We start from the raw sequence: 18,538 nt of genomic DNA, 5'->3' as shown, positions 1-18,538 counted from the left end.
TTACAGTTACGATTGTGCCACGATTTGACTACGTCCAGACGTTAACAAAGCACTATATATTTGTTATGGTAAAAACAAGCTGATGTCAGGTCTTACAAGCACTTATACAGCTTGGGTTGATGAAAACATATATCTTAGGATTTTGTCTTACATGGTTTTGTAATAATGAATGTTTTTAGTGCCTACTTTGACACAGTATTTCTTTAATAAACCACCATTTATTGAGCCACCAATATCCACATAAATGCTAACTTGTAATTGGCCATTTATGTTTAGGATTTATAACAACGATAAGGAAGCTACTATGAGTGATATCTTTAATGTAAAAGACACCATCTCGGTCGATGGCAAGGAGCATGCCTATTATAGTTTGCCCAAACTTGCCGAGACTTACGACAATATCAATACGCTACCATACTGTATGAAAGTTGTGCTTGAGAACCTACTGCGTAACGAAGATGATGGTCAGTCTGTCGGCAAAAACCACATCGAAGCAGTGGCCAACTGGGACGCTGGCGCTGAGGCGTCCAAAGAGATTGCCTTTATGCCAGCACGCGTGGTGCTGCAAGATTTCACCGGCGTGCCCTCAGTCGTTGATTTAGCAGCGATGCGTGATGCTGTCGTTGAGCTGGGCGGCAAAGCGGAGCAGATTAACCCATTTATTCCCAGTGAGCTGGTCGTTGACCACTCGGTACAAGTGGATGCTTATGGTCGCAAAGATGCGCTGGATCTCAACGAAAAGATTGAATTTAAGCGTAATAATGAGCGTTATGAGTTTCTCCATTGGGGCCGAAATGCCTTTGAGAACTTTGTCGTTGTCCCGCCCGCGACCGGTATTGTGCATCAGGTCAACCTTGAGTATTTAGCGCGCGTCGTGATGGCAGCGGATGTTGATGGCGAGCTGATGGCGTATCCAGATACGGTATTTGGTACCGACAGTCACACGACGATGATTAATGGTATCGGTGTGCTTGGTTGGGGTGTTGGCGGTATCGAAGCTGAAGCGGCGATGCTCGGTCAGCCGTCTTCGATGCTGATTCCGCAAGTGGTTGGCTTTGAGCTGACAGGCAAACTCAGTGAAGGCGTCACCGCGACGGATTTGGTATTGCGTGTGGTCGAGATGCTACGAGCACATGGCGTGGTCGGTAAGTTTGTCGAATTCTACGGTGAAGGCTTACATCAAATGCCGCTTGCGGATCGGGCAACGATTGCCAATATGTCGCCTGAGTATGGTGCGACTTGTGGTATCTTCCCGATTGACCAAATGGCGATTGATTATCTGCGTCTATCAGGCCGCGAAGAGAGTCAAATTGAGTTGGTCGAAAAATATGCCAAGGCGCAAGGATTATGGCATGATGCCGATACGCCAGCGGCGACTTACTCAAGTAAGCTAGAGCTTGATCTGTCTTCTGTCCAGCCAGCACTGGCAGGCCCTAACTTACCGCAGCAGCGTATTAACTTATCTGATATGCACGAAAAATTCGGCGAAACGCTAGAAAAAATGACCAAAGATCGCAAGTCAGAAATCGAAGGCAAAGTACGCTTTGACCAAGAAGGCGGCGAGCAAGAGCAAGCGGAACAATTGGCAGCTGAACCCAACATCGACGTTGATACCGAAACTGACGATAGCAAAGGCTACCAGCCAGCCAATAACGTGTTCTCAAGCGTTAATATTGACGAAAAAGAGCACAAATTGCGCGATGGTTCAGTCGTGATCGCCGCTATTACCTCTTGTACCAACACCTCAAATCCAGCCGTTATGATTGGTGCTGGATTGGTCGCTAAAAAGGCCGCTGCCAAAGGCCTCAAAGCCAAGCCTTGGGTCAAGACCTCATTGGCGCCCGGCTCAAAAGTAGTGACGGATTACTTAGAAAAAACCAAGCTGATGGATGAGCTAGAAAAAACAGGTTTTTATTTGGTCGGTTACGGTTGTACCACCTGTATCGGTAATTCAGGTCCGCTTCCTGATGTGATCGAAAAAGGCATCGAAGAGAATGATTTAGTGGCAGCTGCAGTACTCTCGGGTAACCGTAACTTCGAAGGTCGTATTCACTCACACGTCAAGGCCAGCTACCTAGCATCGCCGCCATTGGTTGTCGCTTATGCCTTAGCAGGTACAGTCGATATTGACTTAACCACCCATCCGCTCGGTCAAGATCAAGACGGCAATGATGTCTATCTAAAAGACATTTGGCCAACGTCAGATGAAATCAACGAGCTGATTGCTGATAACATCGATGCCGATATGTTCCGTAAAAACTATGGTGAAGTGTTCGACGGTAGTAAAGAATGGAACGCGATTAGCTCAGCCGATAGTCAGCTATATCCATGGGATGAAGGCTCAACGTACATCAAAAACCCACCGTTCTTCGATGGTATGACCATGGAGCCAGAGGGTATCCCTGATATCGAAGGCGCGCGTATCTTAGGTCTATTCGGTGACTCAATCACCACCGACCATATCTCGCCTGCGGGTAATATTGATCCAAACTCGCCAGCAGGTAAGTATCTGCAAGAGCGCGGCGTTATGGAAGCGGACTTTAACAGTTATGGCTCACGCCGTGGTAATGATGCAGTCATGACTCGTGGTACCTTTGCCAATATCCGTATCAAAAACCAAATGATGGGCGGCAAAGAAGGCGGTTATACCTATTACTTCAAAGATGACAAGTCGACGCTACAAGATGGTGAAGAGATGGCCATCTATGATGCGGCGATGAAGTATAAAGAAGATAAGCGTCCACTCGTCGTCCTCGGCGGGGCGGAGTATGGCTCAGGCTCTAGCCGTGACTGGGCTGCCAAGGGTACGATTTTGCTTGGTGTCAAAGCGGTACTGACTACCTCATTCGAGCGTATTCACCGCTCAAACCTCGTCGGTATGGGCGTGCTGCCATTGACTTTCAAAGATGGCGAAGACGCTCAAACCTACAAGCTCGATGGCTCTGAAGTGCTGAGCATCACTGGCCTAAACAATGGCGAGAGCAAAACCGCTCAAGTCACTGCCACCCGCGCCGATGGCTCGACTGAAACCTTTGAGGTCAATGTCGGTCTACAGACACCAAAAGAGCGCGAATACGTACGTCATGGCGGCGTACTGCACTATGTATTACGTCAGCTAGCGGCTGATAGTAAAAACGCTGCTTAGTGGTTCGTTAGACTTACAACGAAAAAGCCCAGTCTCCTTAATGTAGGGGACTGGGCTTTTTTATGGGTAGTTAGATTTTATACAAATCAGCTTATTTGATCGTTATTTGTAGTTTTTTTACCCCTTCTCAGTCAGCAGCTTAACCCCCAAACCAATAAACACCACGCCGCTTATTTTATTTAAAAGAACTTCGATAGCTGGGTTTTTTCTTAAGTTGGCACTAAATTTTGAGGCCAGTAAGGCAAGGCACGAACACCATACAAATCCCGTCAGCGCAAAACTCAATCCTAAGATCAGAAATGACAAGGCGCTATGAGCATAGCTAGGATCGATAAACTGCGGAAAAAATGCGAGGAAGAATAGCGCGACTTTTGGGTTAAAGACATTGGTTAATACGCCCTGTTTGTATATTTGCCAGTGTGCTATAGAGTTGGCAGGTGCCGATGGGCTGCTTTTTGGTAAATGATTTGCCAGTAAAGAAGGCTGCTTGCTCATCAGCATTTTTATACCCAGATAGCACAAGTAGCTGGCACCGATATATTTTACAATCGTAAAGGCCAGAGGCGAGTTGATCAAAATGATCGATAGACCCAATGCGGCGAATACCGTGTGTACCAAGATGCCTGAGATGATACCGAGGACAGAATAAAACCCTGCTGCGCTGCCATGCGAAACGCTGCGGGTGATGATATACATCGTATCGATACCTGGAGTGAGGTTTAGCAAAATCGCCGCCAAGACAAAGCCCAGATAGTTTTCGATACCGAACATGGCTCATACTTCCTTATGTTAGCAATAATAGGGGAGTGTTTTATTTATCGTTTATTTCGTAGTTTACCTGGTATCGGTCGTCATGAGCAGCTAATATCGATGGTTTTTATAAACGACAAACGAAAAAAATCCCAGTCACCGGATGATGATTGGGATTTTTTAGTGTTCGCTTATTAGTCTAACCTGATGCTAAGCAAAAGTGCTAATAAGTGACGCCGAATAGTGGCGTCCCCAGGGGGATTCGAACCCCCGTTACCGCCGTGAAAGGGCGGTGTCCTAGGCCTCTAGACGATGGGGACGCATAGAGTATCATAACCTATGGTTATAACGGTACTTCACAATATCAGAGCGCTTATTTATCAATAAGCCTTGCCTAGGTGCTGACATTGTTCTCAAAGCAATATTTATCCGTTGAGCGATAAATAGTATGGTGGAGCTAAACGGAGTCGAACCGTTGACCCCTTGCATGCCATGCAAGTGCTCTACCAACTGAGCTATAGCCCCTCGCTAAGAGTGTGCGTATTTTAGGTAAGACCAGCAGTATTGTCAACCGCTATTTTAAAAAAAATGCAAAATAATGCAAAAAAAGTCATTAAAAGTATTTAAATGGCTGATTATGGGCGTTTGAGTATGGAGGTTACATAAAAAAGAGCCAGTATCGAGCTGACTCTTTTTTATTATTTATCCATTCTACTCTTTATTGGCAAGTACAAGGATACCCTGCTGCCAAACTATGCATCAGCCAAAAAATTAGGCAGATCCGCCGCTTTTTTCTCAAGCTTTTTCAGTTTCTTTTTACCGAGGCCGCCTAGGACATCAACCGCATGGCGCAAGCGCGTCAAGGTCATATCCGCACCGATAATCGCCATCGAGTTCATAACGGGCGTCGATGAGGTGCTACCAGCAATCGCGATAAAGAACGGCGCCATAAAATCGCGCATCTTGATATCGAGGTGAGCGGCGAGGCCTTTTAGCGTGGTATAGATGTTTTCCTCCGACCACGTCGGCAGGGTCTCAAGCTGCCAAAGCGCCAGTTGTAGCAGCTCGATGATTTGCTCAGACTCAAGCGATTTATGGGTGAAGCTCTCAGCGGTGATGTCTGGCAGGTTTTGGAAATAAAAGCCGCCCCAGTTGACCGCGTCAGACAACAGCTCGATGCGTGGCTGAATCGCAGCGGCGATAGCGGTGAGTTTATCGCTGTCACTGGCCCAATCGAGAATCTTGTTTTTTAGCTCTTCAGGTGTAAGTGCACGTAGCCATTCGCTGTTTAGCCAATTGAGTTTTTCGGTATCGAAGATAGGGCCACCAAGAGACACGCGCTGGATATCAAAGCTGGCAATCATTTCATCCAAGGTGAATTTTTCGGTATCGTCAGGCATTGAGTAGCCCATACGGCCTAGGTAGTTGAGTAGCGCCTCAGGCAGTACGCCGGCATCACGGTAGTAGGTGATTGAGGTTGGGTTTTTACGCTTCGACAGCTTTGATTTGTCAGGGTTACGCAGTAGCGGCATGTGGCAGAGTGTTGGCATCTCCCAACCAAAATAGTCATAAAGCAGCTGATGCTTGGGGGCAGAGTTTAGCCACTCTTCGCCGCGCATGACGTGAGTGATTTCCATCAAGTGGTCATCGACGACGTTGGCAAGATGGTAAGTTGGCATGCCGTCAGTTTTTAGCAGCACCTGCATATCGACTTGCGCCCAAGGAATCTCGACAGTGCCGCGCAGCATGTCATGTACTTGGCAAACGCCGTCGGTGGGTACACGCATACGGATCACATGCGGGGTGCCCTCGCTTACCAATTGAGCAGTTTTTTCTGGAGCTAGGTGGGCACAGCGGCCGTCATAGCGTGGGGTCTCGCCATTGGCCATTTGCTCAGCGCGCATGGCGTCTAGCTCTTCTGTAGTACAAAAACAGCGAAACGCATGGTCGCTTGCTATCAGCTGCTCGGCGTGTTTTTTATAAATATCGCTACGCTCGCTCTGACGATAAGGCGCATGCGGGCCACCAACGTCTGGCCCCTCGCTCCAGTCAAGTCCGACCCAGCGTAGCGCGTCCAAAATCATATGCTCGGATTGGGCCGTCGAACGCGTTTGATCGGTGTCCTCAATACGCAAAATAAACTCGCCGCCGTGGGCTTTGGCAAAAGCCAAATTAAAAAGCGCAATATAAGCGGTACCAACATGCGGAAAGCCAGTCGGCGAGGGTGCAATACGCGTGCGAATAGGGCGGGCGTTGCTCGTGTCGGAGGGAGCGTGGGTCGATGTTTGCATAATAAAAATCTCAAAATGTCGTGGGCGATAAATAGCAATAATAGCCACAAAATAGCTGAAGAAAAAATATGACTAAAATAGCAATGAAAGAGTGGCCGTCAATAGCAAAAAATAGCGTAAAATATAGCGCTAGTATAACAGACAGCTGCGATATTTTTAATGAAAAGCCTGTCTAGTGCTTGACTCACCGTGTATCCTTGCGATAATAATGTCAAGCAAGACATAACTTGTTTATTTTCATCTGATTTTTTACTATTACCGGCCGATATGGCCGTCATCTACTGAGTCGTTTGTGTCCACATTGAATGATAAGCCAAATAATAAGCAAAACAGTACGTCCACTTGCAAACAAAGCCCTTCTTTGGCCACTGACCCTGCCAAGTCGGCGGCTGATTTATCTGCTGTAACCTCTGATACCGCGCAGCCCATCCGTGAGGGAGCGTCTGCGTGCGCGGCGTCCAGCGAGCAGCGCTTTGTCCATGATGCCGTGCTATTGCAAGAGACGGTGGCGGCGGTACTGGGCGTAAAATCTCTTCCCAAATGCACAGATGACGCCCCACAACCCAGCTTGCAAATGAGCGGCATCTACGTCGATGCTACCTTTGGCCGTGGCGGTCATAGCCGTCTATTATTGAGTCATCTGAGCGACGACGCGACGCTGGTGGTGTTTGATAAAGACCCGACAGCAATTGCTGTGGCGCAAGAGCTGGCAGCTAGTGACAGCCGTGTCAAAGTGGTGCATGATAGTTTTGCAACCTTAACGGACAGCCTAGCGGCGCTGGGCATCGATCAGGTGGATGGCTTGATGGCAGATTTGGGCATTTCATCGCCGCAGATTGATGATGGTAGCCGCGGTTTTAGTTTTATGCGTGATGGCGCGGTCGATATGCGTATGGATACCAGTCGTGGCCAGTCGGTGGCCGAATGGCTCGATCAGGTCGATGACGAAACCTTGGCCAATGTGCTTTACGAGTTCGGCGAAGAGCGCCACAGTCGCCGTATCGCGCGCGCCATCAAGCAGATGGACAGCTATGAGTCCACGCTTGAGCTGGCAGAGGTGATCAAAACGGCGCACCCCAACTGGCAGCGCGGCAAGCATCCAGCGACCCAAAGCTTTCAGGCCATGCGTATTTTTATCAATAACGAGCTTGGCGATGTCGATGACTTTTTAGCGCAAAGTATTCCGATTTTAAAAGCAGGTGGTCAGCTGGCAGTGATTAGCTTTCACTCCTTAGAGGACCGCCGAATCAAACAGTTTTTGCAGCGCCATAGCAAAGGACAATATCCAGAGGATGACAATCTGCCGATGCCGCCCAAACGCCCGCGCTATTTTGGTAAACCAAAACGGGTGGGGCCTAGCAAGAGCGAGGTCAGCGGCAACCCGCGCGCGCGCAGTGCATGGTTACGACTGGCCACGCGCAGCGATGTTGAGTACCAACAGGCGGCAAGCCAAGAGTAATCGCATTGTCAGTGAAGCGGTTTAAGAATAGTCATATCGCTTTGCTGTTGTTTGTCTAAATAAGATAAAAATGTGCGAATGGCTACGCTAGTGTTAAAAAGCTGTAAATATTACCTGCTAGGCTCAGCAGTTGGCTTTTTGTTTGTAGCGCGCATGACAGTGATATTTGGCTTTATGTCACTGATGCGGCCTCAATATCTGGTAAAGACATTTGCGCATAAAAACCATTTAAAACCGTCGCCGATTTTATATTTGAAGTCCACTTTTTGAGAGCGTCATGGCAATATCTGACAAACCTACTCGCCGCACCGGCACCCCTCCTAATGTCGATATCGGCGAGCTGTTTGTGCGCCGGTTTAATGTGGTCAGCATTTATGTGGCGATTTTATTATTGCTGGCGGCGGCAATCATCTGGAGCGGTATCAAGACCGCTGAAGGCGTCCAGCAATACCATCAGGACTATAAGACCTTGCAAGACATGAAAAAACAACAGCGCAAGCTACAAGTAGAGCATCAGCGATTGCTTATCGAGCAGCAAACCTTTAGCGCCACGCCGCAAATTGCCAGCCGCGCTGTGGCCGAGCTTGGCATGTACTCTCCAACCCTCAAAGACAAGTTGATTATTCAACCAGGCGCTCCTACGGCGCTGGCGCCAGCCGCCTCTAGCGAGACAGATATCACCGCCAATGATAGTGATGTCATGCAAGAGGTTGCCAGTACCGATTTGTCGCCCGCTGCACCGCCTAGAGCTACATCAATTAATACCAATGCGGCGGAGGCTGGGCGATGAGTGAAAAAAAATCCAAAGCCAAGACCGGTAAGTCAACAGCAGAAAACAACAGCAAAAAACCCACCAGCGGCAAAGTCACCAAGCCGCTGCGCCGTGTCAGTGCGGCCAAATCAGGACAAAAAAATAAAAAAACTGATAATAAAAAAACTGATAGTAGTGCGGCAGATAGCCGTAAGGCCAAGCTGTTTGGGCGACTAAAAAAGAATGACAATCAAGGCGCTTATACCAGTGTCAAAAACCGTAAAACCGCGTTTTTAAATAAAGCATCAGGGGCGTCCTCACGGGGCGGTTTTGAGCAAGACAAAGCGCGATTTTGGACGGTTTGGGGGTTGGCGCTTGCCATATTGGTCGCGCTGATAGGCCGTGCTTACTACATTCAAGTCGCCAATGCCCAGTTTTATCAAGATAAGGGCAATGAGCTGATCACCAGCGTACGCACGCAAACATCTTATCGCGGTATGATTACCGATCGCAACAAACTACCACTGGCAGTGAGTGCGCCGCTGGCGACAGTGTCCTTTAGTCCGCATGATTATGCGCGTGAATACTATGAGCTAAAACGCATCATTTTGACCAATCCTGACAGTCCGCAGCTACGAGCGCGCATGCAAAAACGCTTGGATGCTATGGACTTGACGACCTTGGCCGCTGCCGCCAATATCTCAGTCAATGAGCTAAGACGAGTCACCGCGATCGATGACAGCATCGATGTCACCGACGAGGAAGCAGTAAAAGCAGCGTTGCCATCAGGCGCAGGCTCGCACTACCTACCGCTTCTTAATAAAGTCACGCCAGAGATTGCCCAAAGTATCAGCTCTTTAGATTTCCCTGGGGTATATGAAAAAAACTTCTTTCAGCGTTATTACCCGCAGCCTCAGCCCAACTCGCAATTGCTCGGCTTTATGGGACAAAATGCCAATGACCCTGAGGGCGGCTATGAAGGGCGTGCGGGTATAGAACGTCAGTACGAAAAGGAGCTGGCGGGCAAAGATGGCAAGGTACTGGTGCTAAAAGATGCCAAACAAAACAGCCTAAAAGAAATCAAGCAAGTCGAGCCTGAGATACCGGGCAAAGATTTGGCACTGACGATTGACTCGCGCCTGCAATATCTGCTTTATAAAGAGTTAGAAAAAGCAGGACGCCTACAGCGGGCGCGCTGGTCGACAGGTATGGTCGTCGATGTACAGACAGGCGAGGTGCTCGCCCTCTCGACCTGGCCGTCATTTAATTCCAATAACCTCAATGAGATGACCGGTGAAAACCAGCGAAACCGTGCGCTGTTAGATGTCTTTGAGCCAGGCTCAGTGATGAAGCCATTTACTGTGGCTGCGGCGTTAGACTCGGGTAAATATACCGCGACATCATTGATTGATACCAATCCAGGCTCCATCCGTGTCCGTGGTTATACCATTCGCGATCACCGTAATCTCGGCATGATCAACATGGGCACGCTACTACAAAAATCGAGTAACGTTGCCTCGACCAAGATTGCCTTATCCCTGCCGCCTGATGCCATTACCAATATGCAAAAGCAGTTTGGCTTTGGTGAAAAAACCCCATTACAGTTCCCTGGTGAGGGTAGTGGCCTGGTGGTCACGCCAAAAGAAAAAGAAACCTCGCGCCGAGCCACCGTCAGTTATGGTTATGGTCTGCAGGTGACACTTGCGCAGGTCGCACAGGCCTATTCGGCGCTGGCCGCAGGTGGTGTCATGCATCCGCTGACATTGATCAAAGACGACACACCGCAGCCAAGCAAACGCATTATGGCGCACGAGCAGGCGATGTCTATCGTGCAGATGATGGAGAGCGTCACCGAGCCGGGTGGTACCGCGCAAGGCGCGGCCATTGATGGCTACCGTGTGGCGGGTAAAACAGGAACGTCGCGCCGTATCAACCCCAAAGGTGGCTACTATACTGACCAGTATCGCAACGTCTTTGCGGGTATGGCACCAGCATCAAACCCAAGGCTGGTGGGCGTGATGCTCATCGAAGACCCGCGCGCGCAGATTTATGCGGGTCTGACTGTCGCTCCTGTCTTTCATAATGTCATGAAAGAGGCGCTGCGTTTGTATAATGTGCCTTTAGATAAACCGCTGAAAACCGAAGAGCCATAAGTATCTTGCCACACAAACACGACGACAGATGTCGGTCAGTATCCAGCGCCAGCCGCTGATTTGTGTTTACCGTTTAGGATTTGCCCATGACCACGCTTACCTCATCGCCCAGTACCCACTTGGTTACCTTGCAGCAGCTTTTAGAGAGCGGCGATCGTCAGCATTCTTTGCTACAGTCATCGCTCACCGCGCTGCTCGCTGCTGCGGATAATATCAGTGAGGACGTTTCGGTCGCGCATATACCATTTGCACAGTTTCGGTTAGATAGCCGCCACGTTGCGGCACACGATGTGTTTGTCCTCCTAAAAAGCCAGACAGGCCACTGTCAAAAAAGCCGCGACTATCTGCTACAAGCTGCGTCACAGGCGGCCTTTATTCTCTCGGAGATTGACCCAAGCGATTTGTTTGATGATGGACAGTCGCCAGCGGATGTATTGTCTTGTCCTTTGATATACGTGCCGCATATTCGTGATTTTTTGGGCAGTCTCATTCAGGCGCGCTTACAGTACCAGCAGCCTAGCCGGTTACCCACGGTGGTGGCAGTGACGGGCACCAATGGCAAAACCACCATCAGCCAGCTGGTGGCGCAGTTGACGCAGCTGACTGGCATGAGTAGCGCTGTGATGGGGACCGCGGGTAACGGTCGACTGGGTGCCTTGGTACAGGCTAGCCATACCACGGGCGACGCTCTTGCGGTGCAGCAGTTTGTGTATCAAATGGCGCTTGAGAAGGCAGAAATATTGGCTTTAGAAGCCAGCTCGCACGGCCTTGATCAGCAGCGTCTACAAGGCGTACCGATATCTGTTGCGATTTATACCAACTTAAGCCGCGATCATTTAGATTATCATGCCGATATGGCAGCGTATGCCGCGGCAAAAGCTAGGCTCTTTGACAAAACGCATTTTCCTTCCTTGACGCACGCCATCATTAATATCGATGATGAGTACGCGCAGGTCATGCTAGATATGGCGCATGCCAGTGGTTTGACGGTATGGACGTATAGTCTAGATGCCTCAAAGCCTGCAACTTTTGTTGCTACCGATATTGCCCCAAGCTTAGAAGGGGTGAAAATTACACTGCAGACAGACATCGCCGGTGGAGATACCGCTGATAAAGGCACTGGCCATAAAGAGAGCCGTTGCATAAATATCGTTAGTCCTTTGCTCGGGCGTTTTAATGTTGCCAATTTGCTGGCTGCCATTGCCGCTGCTGCTGCATTGGGCATGAGTCTTGAGCGTATCGCCAAGATCGTCCCGCAGTTACAAGGCGCAGTGGGGCGTATGCAGCGCGTCGCATCGCGTGATGGCTGCTTTATCGTTGATTATGCGCATACCCCTGATGCGCTCAGTCAGGTGCTGGCCAGTTTGCGCACCCACTGTGAGGGACAGCTGTGGGCGGTGTTTGGCTGCGGCGGAGACCGTGACGCGGGCAAGCGTCCGCTGATGGCGCAGGCAGGACTGGCGGGCGCGGACAGGGTTATATTGACCGCGGATAATCCGCGCACCGAAGACCCAGAGGCCATCTTGCAAGATATGCAAGCGGGCATGAGCACCGCGCAGTATCAGCGCACCCATATCGAGCCTGCACGGCAAGCGGCGATTGAGTATGCTGTCATGCAAGCAGCGCCCAATGATATCGTCGTCATCGCTGGCAAAGGTCATGAGACCTATCAAGAGATCAATCATGTCCGTTATGATTTTGATGACAGTGTGGTCTTGCAACAAGCCTTACAAAAGGCTGGGCGCAGATAGGCGATAGGTCTGCAGGGTCATGATGGTTGAGGTTTGCGTCATTATTTAAGAGCGCTCATAAAATCATGTTAAGCGTAACAAACAGTATTTATAAAAATTAAGTAGTCATCATACAAGGTAATCACTATGACAGCCGACAACGACAATACCATTCAGTCGCAAGGTCTCTATGTCTGGCAGGTAGATAATCTGCTCGCTGCGACAGCCTCGCTGAATGGGCATTGGCAGCTAGCAGCAGGACAAAGCAATGCAGGACAAACTGAGCTTGCCAACAACGCGGTCACCAGCAACCGTATCGCCACCGATACCCGCACGATAAAGAGCGGCGATATCTTTTTGGCGCTAAGCGGTGCCAATTTTGATGGTCATGACTATATCAATCAAGCCGCTGCCCAAGGTGTTGTCGCCGCTATCGTCTCACGTCCCATCTCGACGAGCATCCCGCAGTTGGTCGTGAGTGATACGCGTCTGGCTTTGGGGCGGCTGGCCGCTTATCGTCGCCAGCAGCATCAAGATTTGACTGTGATTGCTATCACCGGCTCAAGCGGTAAAACCACCTGCAAAGAGATGCTTGGTAGTATCTTTGGTCGTCTAGCACCGACTCTAATCACCCGTGGCAACCTAAACAACGATTTGGGCGTACCGATGATGTTGCTCGAGTTGTCCGATCATCATCGCTATGCCATCTTAGAGCTGGGCGCCAACCATATCGGCGAGATTGCTTACACGACAGAAATCGTCCAACCGGATGTGGCTTGTATCCTCAATATTGGTACCGCGCATTTGGGTGAGTTTGGTAGCCGTGAAGGCATCTGTCAAACCAAGTCGGAGATTTACCATACATTAACCGATACTCAGTTTGCTATTGTCCCTGACAAAGACGACTTTACCAATCAACTGCGCCGTATCGCCGAAAAGCATACCTCGCATGTGATTGGTTTTGGCAATACCGATGTCAGTGCCAGTCACTTGGATGTCGAGCCTGAGCGTAGTGAGTTCAAGCTGCATATTGGCAATCAAGTCCATGACATCAACCTACCATTGGCGGGCGAGCATAATGTCAATAACGCCTTGGCGGCGGCCGCTTGTGCGCATGCGCTAAACATTGATGTCAGTGATATCGTGATTGGTTTAGAAAATGCCCGTCCCGCCAAAGGTCGTCTCAATAGCCAGATACTGGGGATGCATCGCCTGATCGATGATACATATAATGCTAATCCGCATTCCGTGCGTGCAGCGGCTAAGGTGCTGGCGGCGCAAACAGGCACGCAAGTGATGGTGTTAGGCGATATCGCTGAGCTGGGTGACGCGGCAGTGAGCGAGCATCAAAGCTTGGGTCGTACCATTGCCACCACTGGTATCAACGTGCTGCTGTGCGTCGGTGAGTATGCGCCATATACCGTAGCAGGTGCGCAAGAAATCTCTGATATCAGTGCGCATGCGTTTGCGGATAAAGACAGCCTATTGGCATATTTACAGCCGTATTTGCAAGCGCAGCAGGCTAAGCCTTGTACCGTGCTGTTCAAAGGCTCACGTGCTATGCAAATGGAAACCCTTATCAATGCGCTAGTCGAGGAGTAGGCGGTGTTAGTTTGGTTGTTTGGCTGGCTTGGCCAGTATTATACACCGTTTTCTGCGGTTTCTTCGTTGACGCTACGCGCGTTATTGGCGGTCATTACCGCTTTAGTCTTTAGCATGATGTTTGGTGGCCACGTCATTCGCCACTTGCGTACGCTCAAATATGGGCAGGCCATCCGTAATGATGGACCGCAGTCGCATTTGGCCAAGACGGGCACACCGACCATGGGTGGCGTCTTGATACTCAGTGCTATCGGGGTGTCGACCTTGCTATGGGCGCGCTTAGACAATCCTTATGTGTGGATCTTGCTGGTCGTGATGGTGGTGTTTGGCGCGGTTGGCTGGGCTGATGACTGGCTAAAGATTAAGTATAAAGACCCCAAAGGCCTAATCGCTCGCAAAAAGTACTTTTGGCTGTCAATGGGTGCGTTATTTGTTGGGGTGTCGCTGTACTATATCGCCACGCTGCAGCCAGATATCGCCACCACCCGCGAGATGCAGGATTTACTACTGCCCGTCTTTAAAAACTGGATCATTCCTTTCTCCGCGCTACCTTTTGGTATTGGGTTTATTATCTTTACCTATTTTGTGATTAATGGCGCTTCTAATGCCGTCAATTTAACCGATGGTTTGGATGGTTTGGCCATCTTGCCGGTGGTGCTGGTGGCGGCAGGTTTGGGCGCGATGGCTTATGTCTCAGGTGATGTGCGTTTTGCTGACTACTTGCATGTGCCTTATATCGCTTATAACTCTGAGGTCATCATTGTCTGTGGTTCGATGATTGGGGCAGGCTTGGGCTTTTTGTGGTTTAACGCCCATCCAGCCCAAGTATTTATGGGTGATGTCGGAGCATTGGCACTGGGCGCGATGCTCGGTACCATCGCGGTCATGACTCGTCAAGAGATTGCCTTTGCCATTATGGGTGGCTTGTTTGTCGCAGAAGCACTGTCGGTGATGCTACAGGTTGGCTCATATAAGCTGCGCAAAAAACGCGTCTTTCGTATGGCGCCACTGCATCATCATTTTGAAGAGATTGGCTGGAAAGAAACACAAGTGGTGGCACGCTTTTGGATTATTGCCATTATCCTTGTAATCTTAGGGCTAATGACGCTAAAACTGCGCTAACTATTTTTTAACAAGCTGATGTTTTAGCAAACTGAGTCTTTTGGTTCAGCGCTCTGCAAAAGCCATCTCATCGTGTTTGAGGTGGCTTTTTGGGTTCTGTCTCTTATTGTTAAGTGAGGGGTTTTATGCCGCAGCTGAAGCAAACTTTGCTAAAATGACGGCCATATTTGACTGATTTTGAGAAACCTGTGTCGTTATTTATTTGTCCCCTTTGCCAGTCACCCATGCAGCCTGCAGCCGATACGTGGCGCTGTGATGGCAGCTTGCATCCAAAGCAGACCAAGCACCCTTTTGATGTGGCGCGTCAAGGCTATGTCAATTTGTTACCAGTACAACAAAAAAAGTCCAAAACGCCAGGGGACAGTCAAGCCTCTATCGAAGCGCGGCAGCGGTTTTTGGCCGCAGGACATTACCAGCCATTACAGGCTTTGCTTGAGCAGCAAATGAGGCCGCTACTCGGGCAGAGTGATACTGCCGCAAATTGGCTGGATGTCGGTTGCGGTGAGGGCTATTATACCCAAGCAATGGCGAAGATAGACGGTATAGCATCGCTGCTAGCGGCTGATATCAGCAAGCCTGCCGTCTCTACTCTCGCCAAAGCAAGCAAAGCGGCAGGGCAGCTGTGGTATCAGCAGCCCAAAGAGGGCGCGACTCAGACGGCGGTATATCCACTAGTGACCAGCGCCGCCCATCTGCCGCTACGCGCCCGTAGTGTGACGGGTATCAGTAGTATTTTTAGTCCTATCTTGCCTGAAGCGTTCGCTGAGGTATTGGCCGATGATGGTTATTTAATCATTGCCAAACCAGATGCCGGACACTTAGCGACGATGCGAGATGCCTTATTCGATGATGTGCGTGAGCATGATTCTGATAAGTTTTTACACGAGTTGGCGCCATACTTTACGTTGATGGGAACTGACCATGTTAGTACAGAGATGACATTATCAGCGGATGATTTGGCTGATTTAATGACCATGACCCCGTATGCCTACCGCGCACGTAGTGAAAAAAGACAAGCGTTGCTGACAGCAGTAGAGAAAGCATCATTCAAAACAGAGGCAAAATTCGTGGTTTATATTTTGCAAAAAAAATCGTCCAGTTGAGCGCCTTTTAATATTTTTGTTACGGCATCCACTAATCAGTATTCTTGTAGTAGCCAACCGCTACCAAAGGCAAAATACTCTCGAAACCATGCATTGTAGCGAATAGACAATGGTGTTGGGCTGGCGAGTGTAATTGGTTGCGTATAACCTTGATGGAGGGCAATCGCCGCTGCGCGAATGGTATGAAAATCGCTGGTCACAATCGCAATCGGTACCTCTTTATCAATACCATGCTGTTCAAGTATGATTTGGCTGTACGCCAAATTCTCCTCAGTACTGGTGCTTTTGCCTTCTTGATAAATACGATCTAGTGAAATATCATGGGTTTGCGCTAAGTAAGTCGCCATGATGTCCGCCTCACTGCGCGTGCGCTCATAGCCCACACCGCCACTCGTAATAATGAGTGCCTGTGGCTGCTGCTCAATCAGTTGTGCTGCCGTATCCAAGCGGCTGGCAAGGGTAGGCGTTGGTTTGCCATCGACCGTCCCCGAACCGAGCACGATGATAGCTGCTACTGGCGGCAGATCTTGTGTGCTGTGTTTGATCTGCTGCTGTAGCGAATACATAAAAATTAAAAAGCTGGCGAGCCATAACCCAAACGCTAGCCACAATCCGTACCAAATACGTTGCAGTAAAGGATTCTTAGCAAGTATTTTTGTAATTAAAGGAGCACCTAGTCCATGCCCTACAAAAACTACGCCTATCAAAAAAGGCAGCACTGTACCAAAATTAATCTTATCAACAGCCATCAAAATAACGCAGTCGATAATGAGTATCGCCCCAATTACAGTTAATAAAACACGTAATAACCCACACATAAATTTGTTATCCAATCAGCGCTGATAGAAGAGTTGAGCTGTGTATAGTTGTCAGATGCTAAGCGCTATAAATTCTTTGTACGCCTGCCAAAAGCATCATACATAGGCGGATAGGCTCAGTCGATACCAGCCAATAGTGCAACTCTGTAGCTTTCTACCGCCTAATGTGTAAATGCGCTTAGTAGTGGTAACAATCGCAACCTTTCTTCAAGTTTCATAAAGCTACTTAATACGAGAACCAGTTATCATTTTCTTTGTCGATAGAGCGATGCATTATCGTGATACTTCATAAGGTATCTTTAATCATCATTTATTAATATGAATTAAATTAGGAAAAACAATGAAAAAGATAATAGTAAGTTCGATTCTAGCCGCTACTGCTTGTTTATCTATGGTTGGTCAAGCCAACGCTGCACCTGACTACTCAAAGTCTCATGCCGCTCAAGTACAGCATCAAAAGCATGATGCTAAAGCCAAAGTAGGTAGTAAACATAAAGTTGTCAAAAACAAGGCAAAGGTATCACAGCAAAAAGCAAAAATAGTGGCTGCCAAGCATAAAGCACAAGAAAAGCATCAAGACAAATATCAGGGCAAATATAAAAACGATAAACAAAGCAAAAACGACTACAGACACCGCTCTTAAAAGTGATATCTGATTATTTAAAAATGACGCCCTAAGTATGCGTCATTTTTATGTGCAATGGTTTGGCTAGTATAGTAGTTCGAAACAAAACTGTCATAAGTTCCAAAGCGCTACTGGGATGAATTTTTCGCAGCCTCTGTGTATACAGCACACAAGGAAAATTTATACCAGTAGCGCTATAACATTTTTAAATTGAATCTACTGTTGTGATATATCCGGTCTTGTGTCTCTATTTGAAGAGATATTACGGTCTAGCAGATATGCAAAACGCTCACACCTTAACGTTTCTTAAACTTTCATCAAGCTACTTAACATAGGAACTGGCTATGATAAGAGGCAGTATTAACATCGTCTGCGCGTTAGTTATCTCAAGTAGTGCTTTTCAATCAAACCAGTGATGTTAAATATTCATTGACTGTCCTAAATAATCATCTTAAAAATCGACTGAGAGCGCCCATGAGACAAACCTTGTTCGTACTATTTATCACCTTATTCAGTGTAATAGGCTACTCAGCCAACGCGATGGTACCAAGCATTGCTTTTGCAGAAGCAGTAAACGCAACTCCAAAACCAGTCATGTCTGCTGAAACGAAAAAAATCAGACGCGACTGCCGCATAAAATTGAGGTTGAACAAGTTACATATGAATCTAAGTGACAGTGAAAAAGAAGCAATAAAGAAATGTATAGGCAGTAAACAGCTGTAGGTTTAGATATTAGCAGCAATAGAGCAGTGATATGAGCCAGCAATATTCTTTATTGGTGGTTTTTTTTGATATATAGGATAAAAATCACCATTCAGGTAGCATTAGACGATCAGACTGACAGTCTTACTGTTAAGGTGTCTGGATTTTATTTAGGATAGAGTAGGACAGCACAAAAAAACTAGTGCGTTTCTCAGAATAGATAAGATTGGCGGTGAAGGAGGAAGTCAAACTTTATGTATAAGCAATTGATTTTATTAATATTTATA

13 protein-coding genes and 2 tRNA genes are annotated in these 18,538 nt (G+C 48.3%); 10 read left to right on the top strand and 5 right to left on the bottom strand.

Annotated elements, in window-relative coordinates; translation table 11 throughout:
* The first annotated feature begins 304 nt into the window (after positions 1-304).
* Positions 305-3,145, top strand: a complete 2,841-nt coding sequence (acnA, locus tag C6W44_RS04285) for an aconitate hydratase AcnA (protein ID WP_105244361.1) — start codon at positions 305-307, stop codon at positions 3,143-3,145.
* 117 nt (positions 3,146-3,262) lie between these two features.
* Here acnA and C6W44_RS04280 read toward each other — a convergent pair whose 3' ends face one another.
* From C6W44_RS04280 to gltX, 4 genes are all read right to left on the bottom strand, one after another.
* Positions 3,263-3,916: a LysE family translocator gene (locus tag C6W44_RS04280; RefSeq protein WP_105244360.1), complete on the bottom strand. Its 654-nt coding sequence runs from the start codon at positions 3,914-3,916 to the stop codon at positions 3,263-3,265.
* 223 nt (positions 3,917-4,139) lie between these two features.
* Positions 4,140-4,215: transfer RNA gene (locus C6W44_RS04275), tRNA-Glu, on the bottom strand.
* Positions 4,216-4,344: 129 nt separating this feature from the next.
* Positions 4,345-4,420: transfer RNA gene (locus C6W44_RS04270), tRNA-Ala, on the bottom strand.
* Between the two features lie 227 nt (positions 4,421-4,647).
* Positions 4,648-6,186 (bottom strand): glutamate--tRNA ligase, encoded by a 1,539-nt coding sequence (gene gltX / locus C6W44_RS04265; RefSeq protein ID WP_105244359.1) that lies wholly within the window; start codon positions 6,184-6,186, stop codon positions 4,648-4,650.
* A 427-nt stretch (positions 6,187-6,613) separates the two neighbouring features.
* On the opposite strand from gltX, the gene rsmH reads away from it, so the two are divergent.
* The 7 genes from rsmH (at position 6,614) to C6W44_RS04220 (ending at position 16,106) form a co-directional block, all read left to right on the top strand.
* A complete protein-coding gene (rsmH, locus tag C6W44_RS04255) occupies positions 6,614-7,645 on the top strand; it encodes a 16S rRNA (cytosine(1402)-N(4))-methyltransferase RsmH (RefSeq protein WP_199774505.1) in 1,032 nt (343 codons plus the stop codon).
* Between the two features lie 277 nt (positions 7,646-7,922).
* Positions 7,923-8,435, top strand: coding sequence for a cell division protein FtsL (locus tag C6W44_RS04245; RefSeq protein ID WP_105244357.1), 513 nt, complete (start codon positions 7,923-7,925; stop codon positions 8,433-8,435).
* The gene (locus C6W44_RS04240) at positions 8,432-10,549 is read left to right on the top strand and encodes a peptidoglycan D,D-transpeptidase FtsI family protein (protein ID WP_105244356.1); all 2,118 of its coding nucleotides are present in this window, start codon (positions 8,432-8,434) and stop codon (positions 10,547-10,549) included. The genes C6W44_RS04245 and C6W44_RS04240 overlap by 4 nt, the downstream gene beginning before the upstream one ends.
* Before the next feature lie 86 nt (positions 10,550-10,635).
* A complete protein-coding gene (locus C6W44_RS04235; RefSeq protein WP_105244355.1) occupies positions 10,636-12,300 on the top strand; it encodes a UDP-N-acetylmuramoyl-L-alanyl-D-glutamate--2,6-diaminopimelate ligase in 1,665 nt (554 codons plus the stop codon).
* Between the two features lie 126 nt (positions 12,301-12,426).
* Positions 12,427-13,881, top strand: coding sequence for a UDP-N-acetylmuramoyl-tripeptide--D-alanyl-D-alanine ligase (locus C6W44_RS04230; protein WP_105244354.1), 1,455 nt, complete (start codon positions 12,427-12,429; stop codon positions 13,879-13,881).
* Between the two features lie 3 nt (positions 13,882-13,884).
* Positions 13,885-15,003, top strand: coding sequence for a phospho-N-acetylmuramoyl-pentapeptide-transferase (gene mraY / locus C6W44_RS04225; RefSeq protein ID WP_105244353.1), 1,119 nt, complete (start codon positions 13,885-13,887; stop codon positions 15,001-15,003).
* Between the two features lie 167 nt (positions 15,004-15,170).
* Positions 15,171-16,106, top strand: coding sequence for a putative RNA methyltransferase (locus C6W44_RS04220; protein ID WP_319830002.1), 936 nt, complete (start codon positions 15,171-15,173; stop codon positions 16,104-16,106).
* Between the two features lie 35 nt (positions 16,107-16,141).
* Here C6W44_RS04220 and C6W44_RS04215 read toward each other — a convergent pair whose 3' ends face one another.
* On the bottom strand, positions 16,142-16,672 hold the full coding sequence (locus C6W44_RS04215) for a YdcF family protein (RefSeq protein WP_319830001.1): 531 nt from the start codon (positions 16,670-16,672) through the stop codon (positions 16,142-16,144).
* A 592-nt stretch (positions 16,673-17,264) separates the two neighbouring features.
* Here C6W44_RS04215 and C6W44_RS04210 point away from each other — a divergent pair.
* On the top strand, positions 17,265-17,567 hold the full coding sequence (locus tag C6W44_RS04210; RefSeq protein WP_071002761.1) for a hypothetical protein: 303 nt from the start codon (positions 17,265-17,267) through the stop codon (positions 17,565-17,567).
* Between the two features lie 456 nt (positions 17,568-18,023).
* Positions 18,024-18,272, top strand: coding sequence for a hypothetical protein (locus C6W44_RS04205; RefSeq protein ID WP_105244350.1), 249 nt, complete (start codon positions 18,024-18,026; stop codon positions 18,270-18,272).
* Positions 18,273-18,538: the final 266 nt, after the last annotated feature.

The organism is Psychrobacter sp. Marseille-P5312 (assembly GCF_900291405.1).
Classification (GTDB): domain Bacteria; phylum Pseudomonadota; class Gammaproteobacteria; order Pseudomonadales; family Moraxellaceae; genus Psychrobacter; species Psychrobacter celer.
Note: the sequence above shows the minus strand (reverse complement) of the source record. Positions and strands in the feature narration are given on the sequence as shown.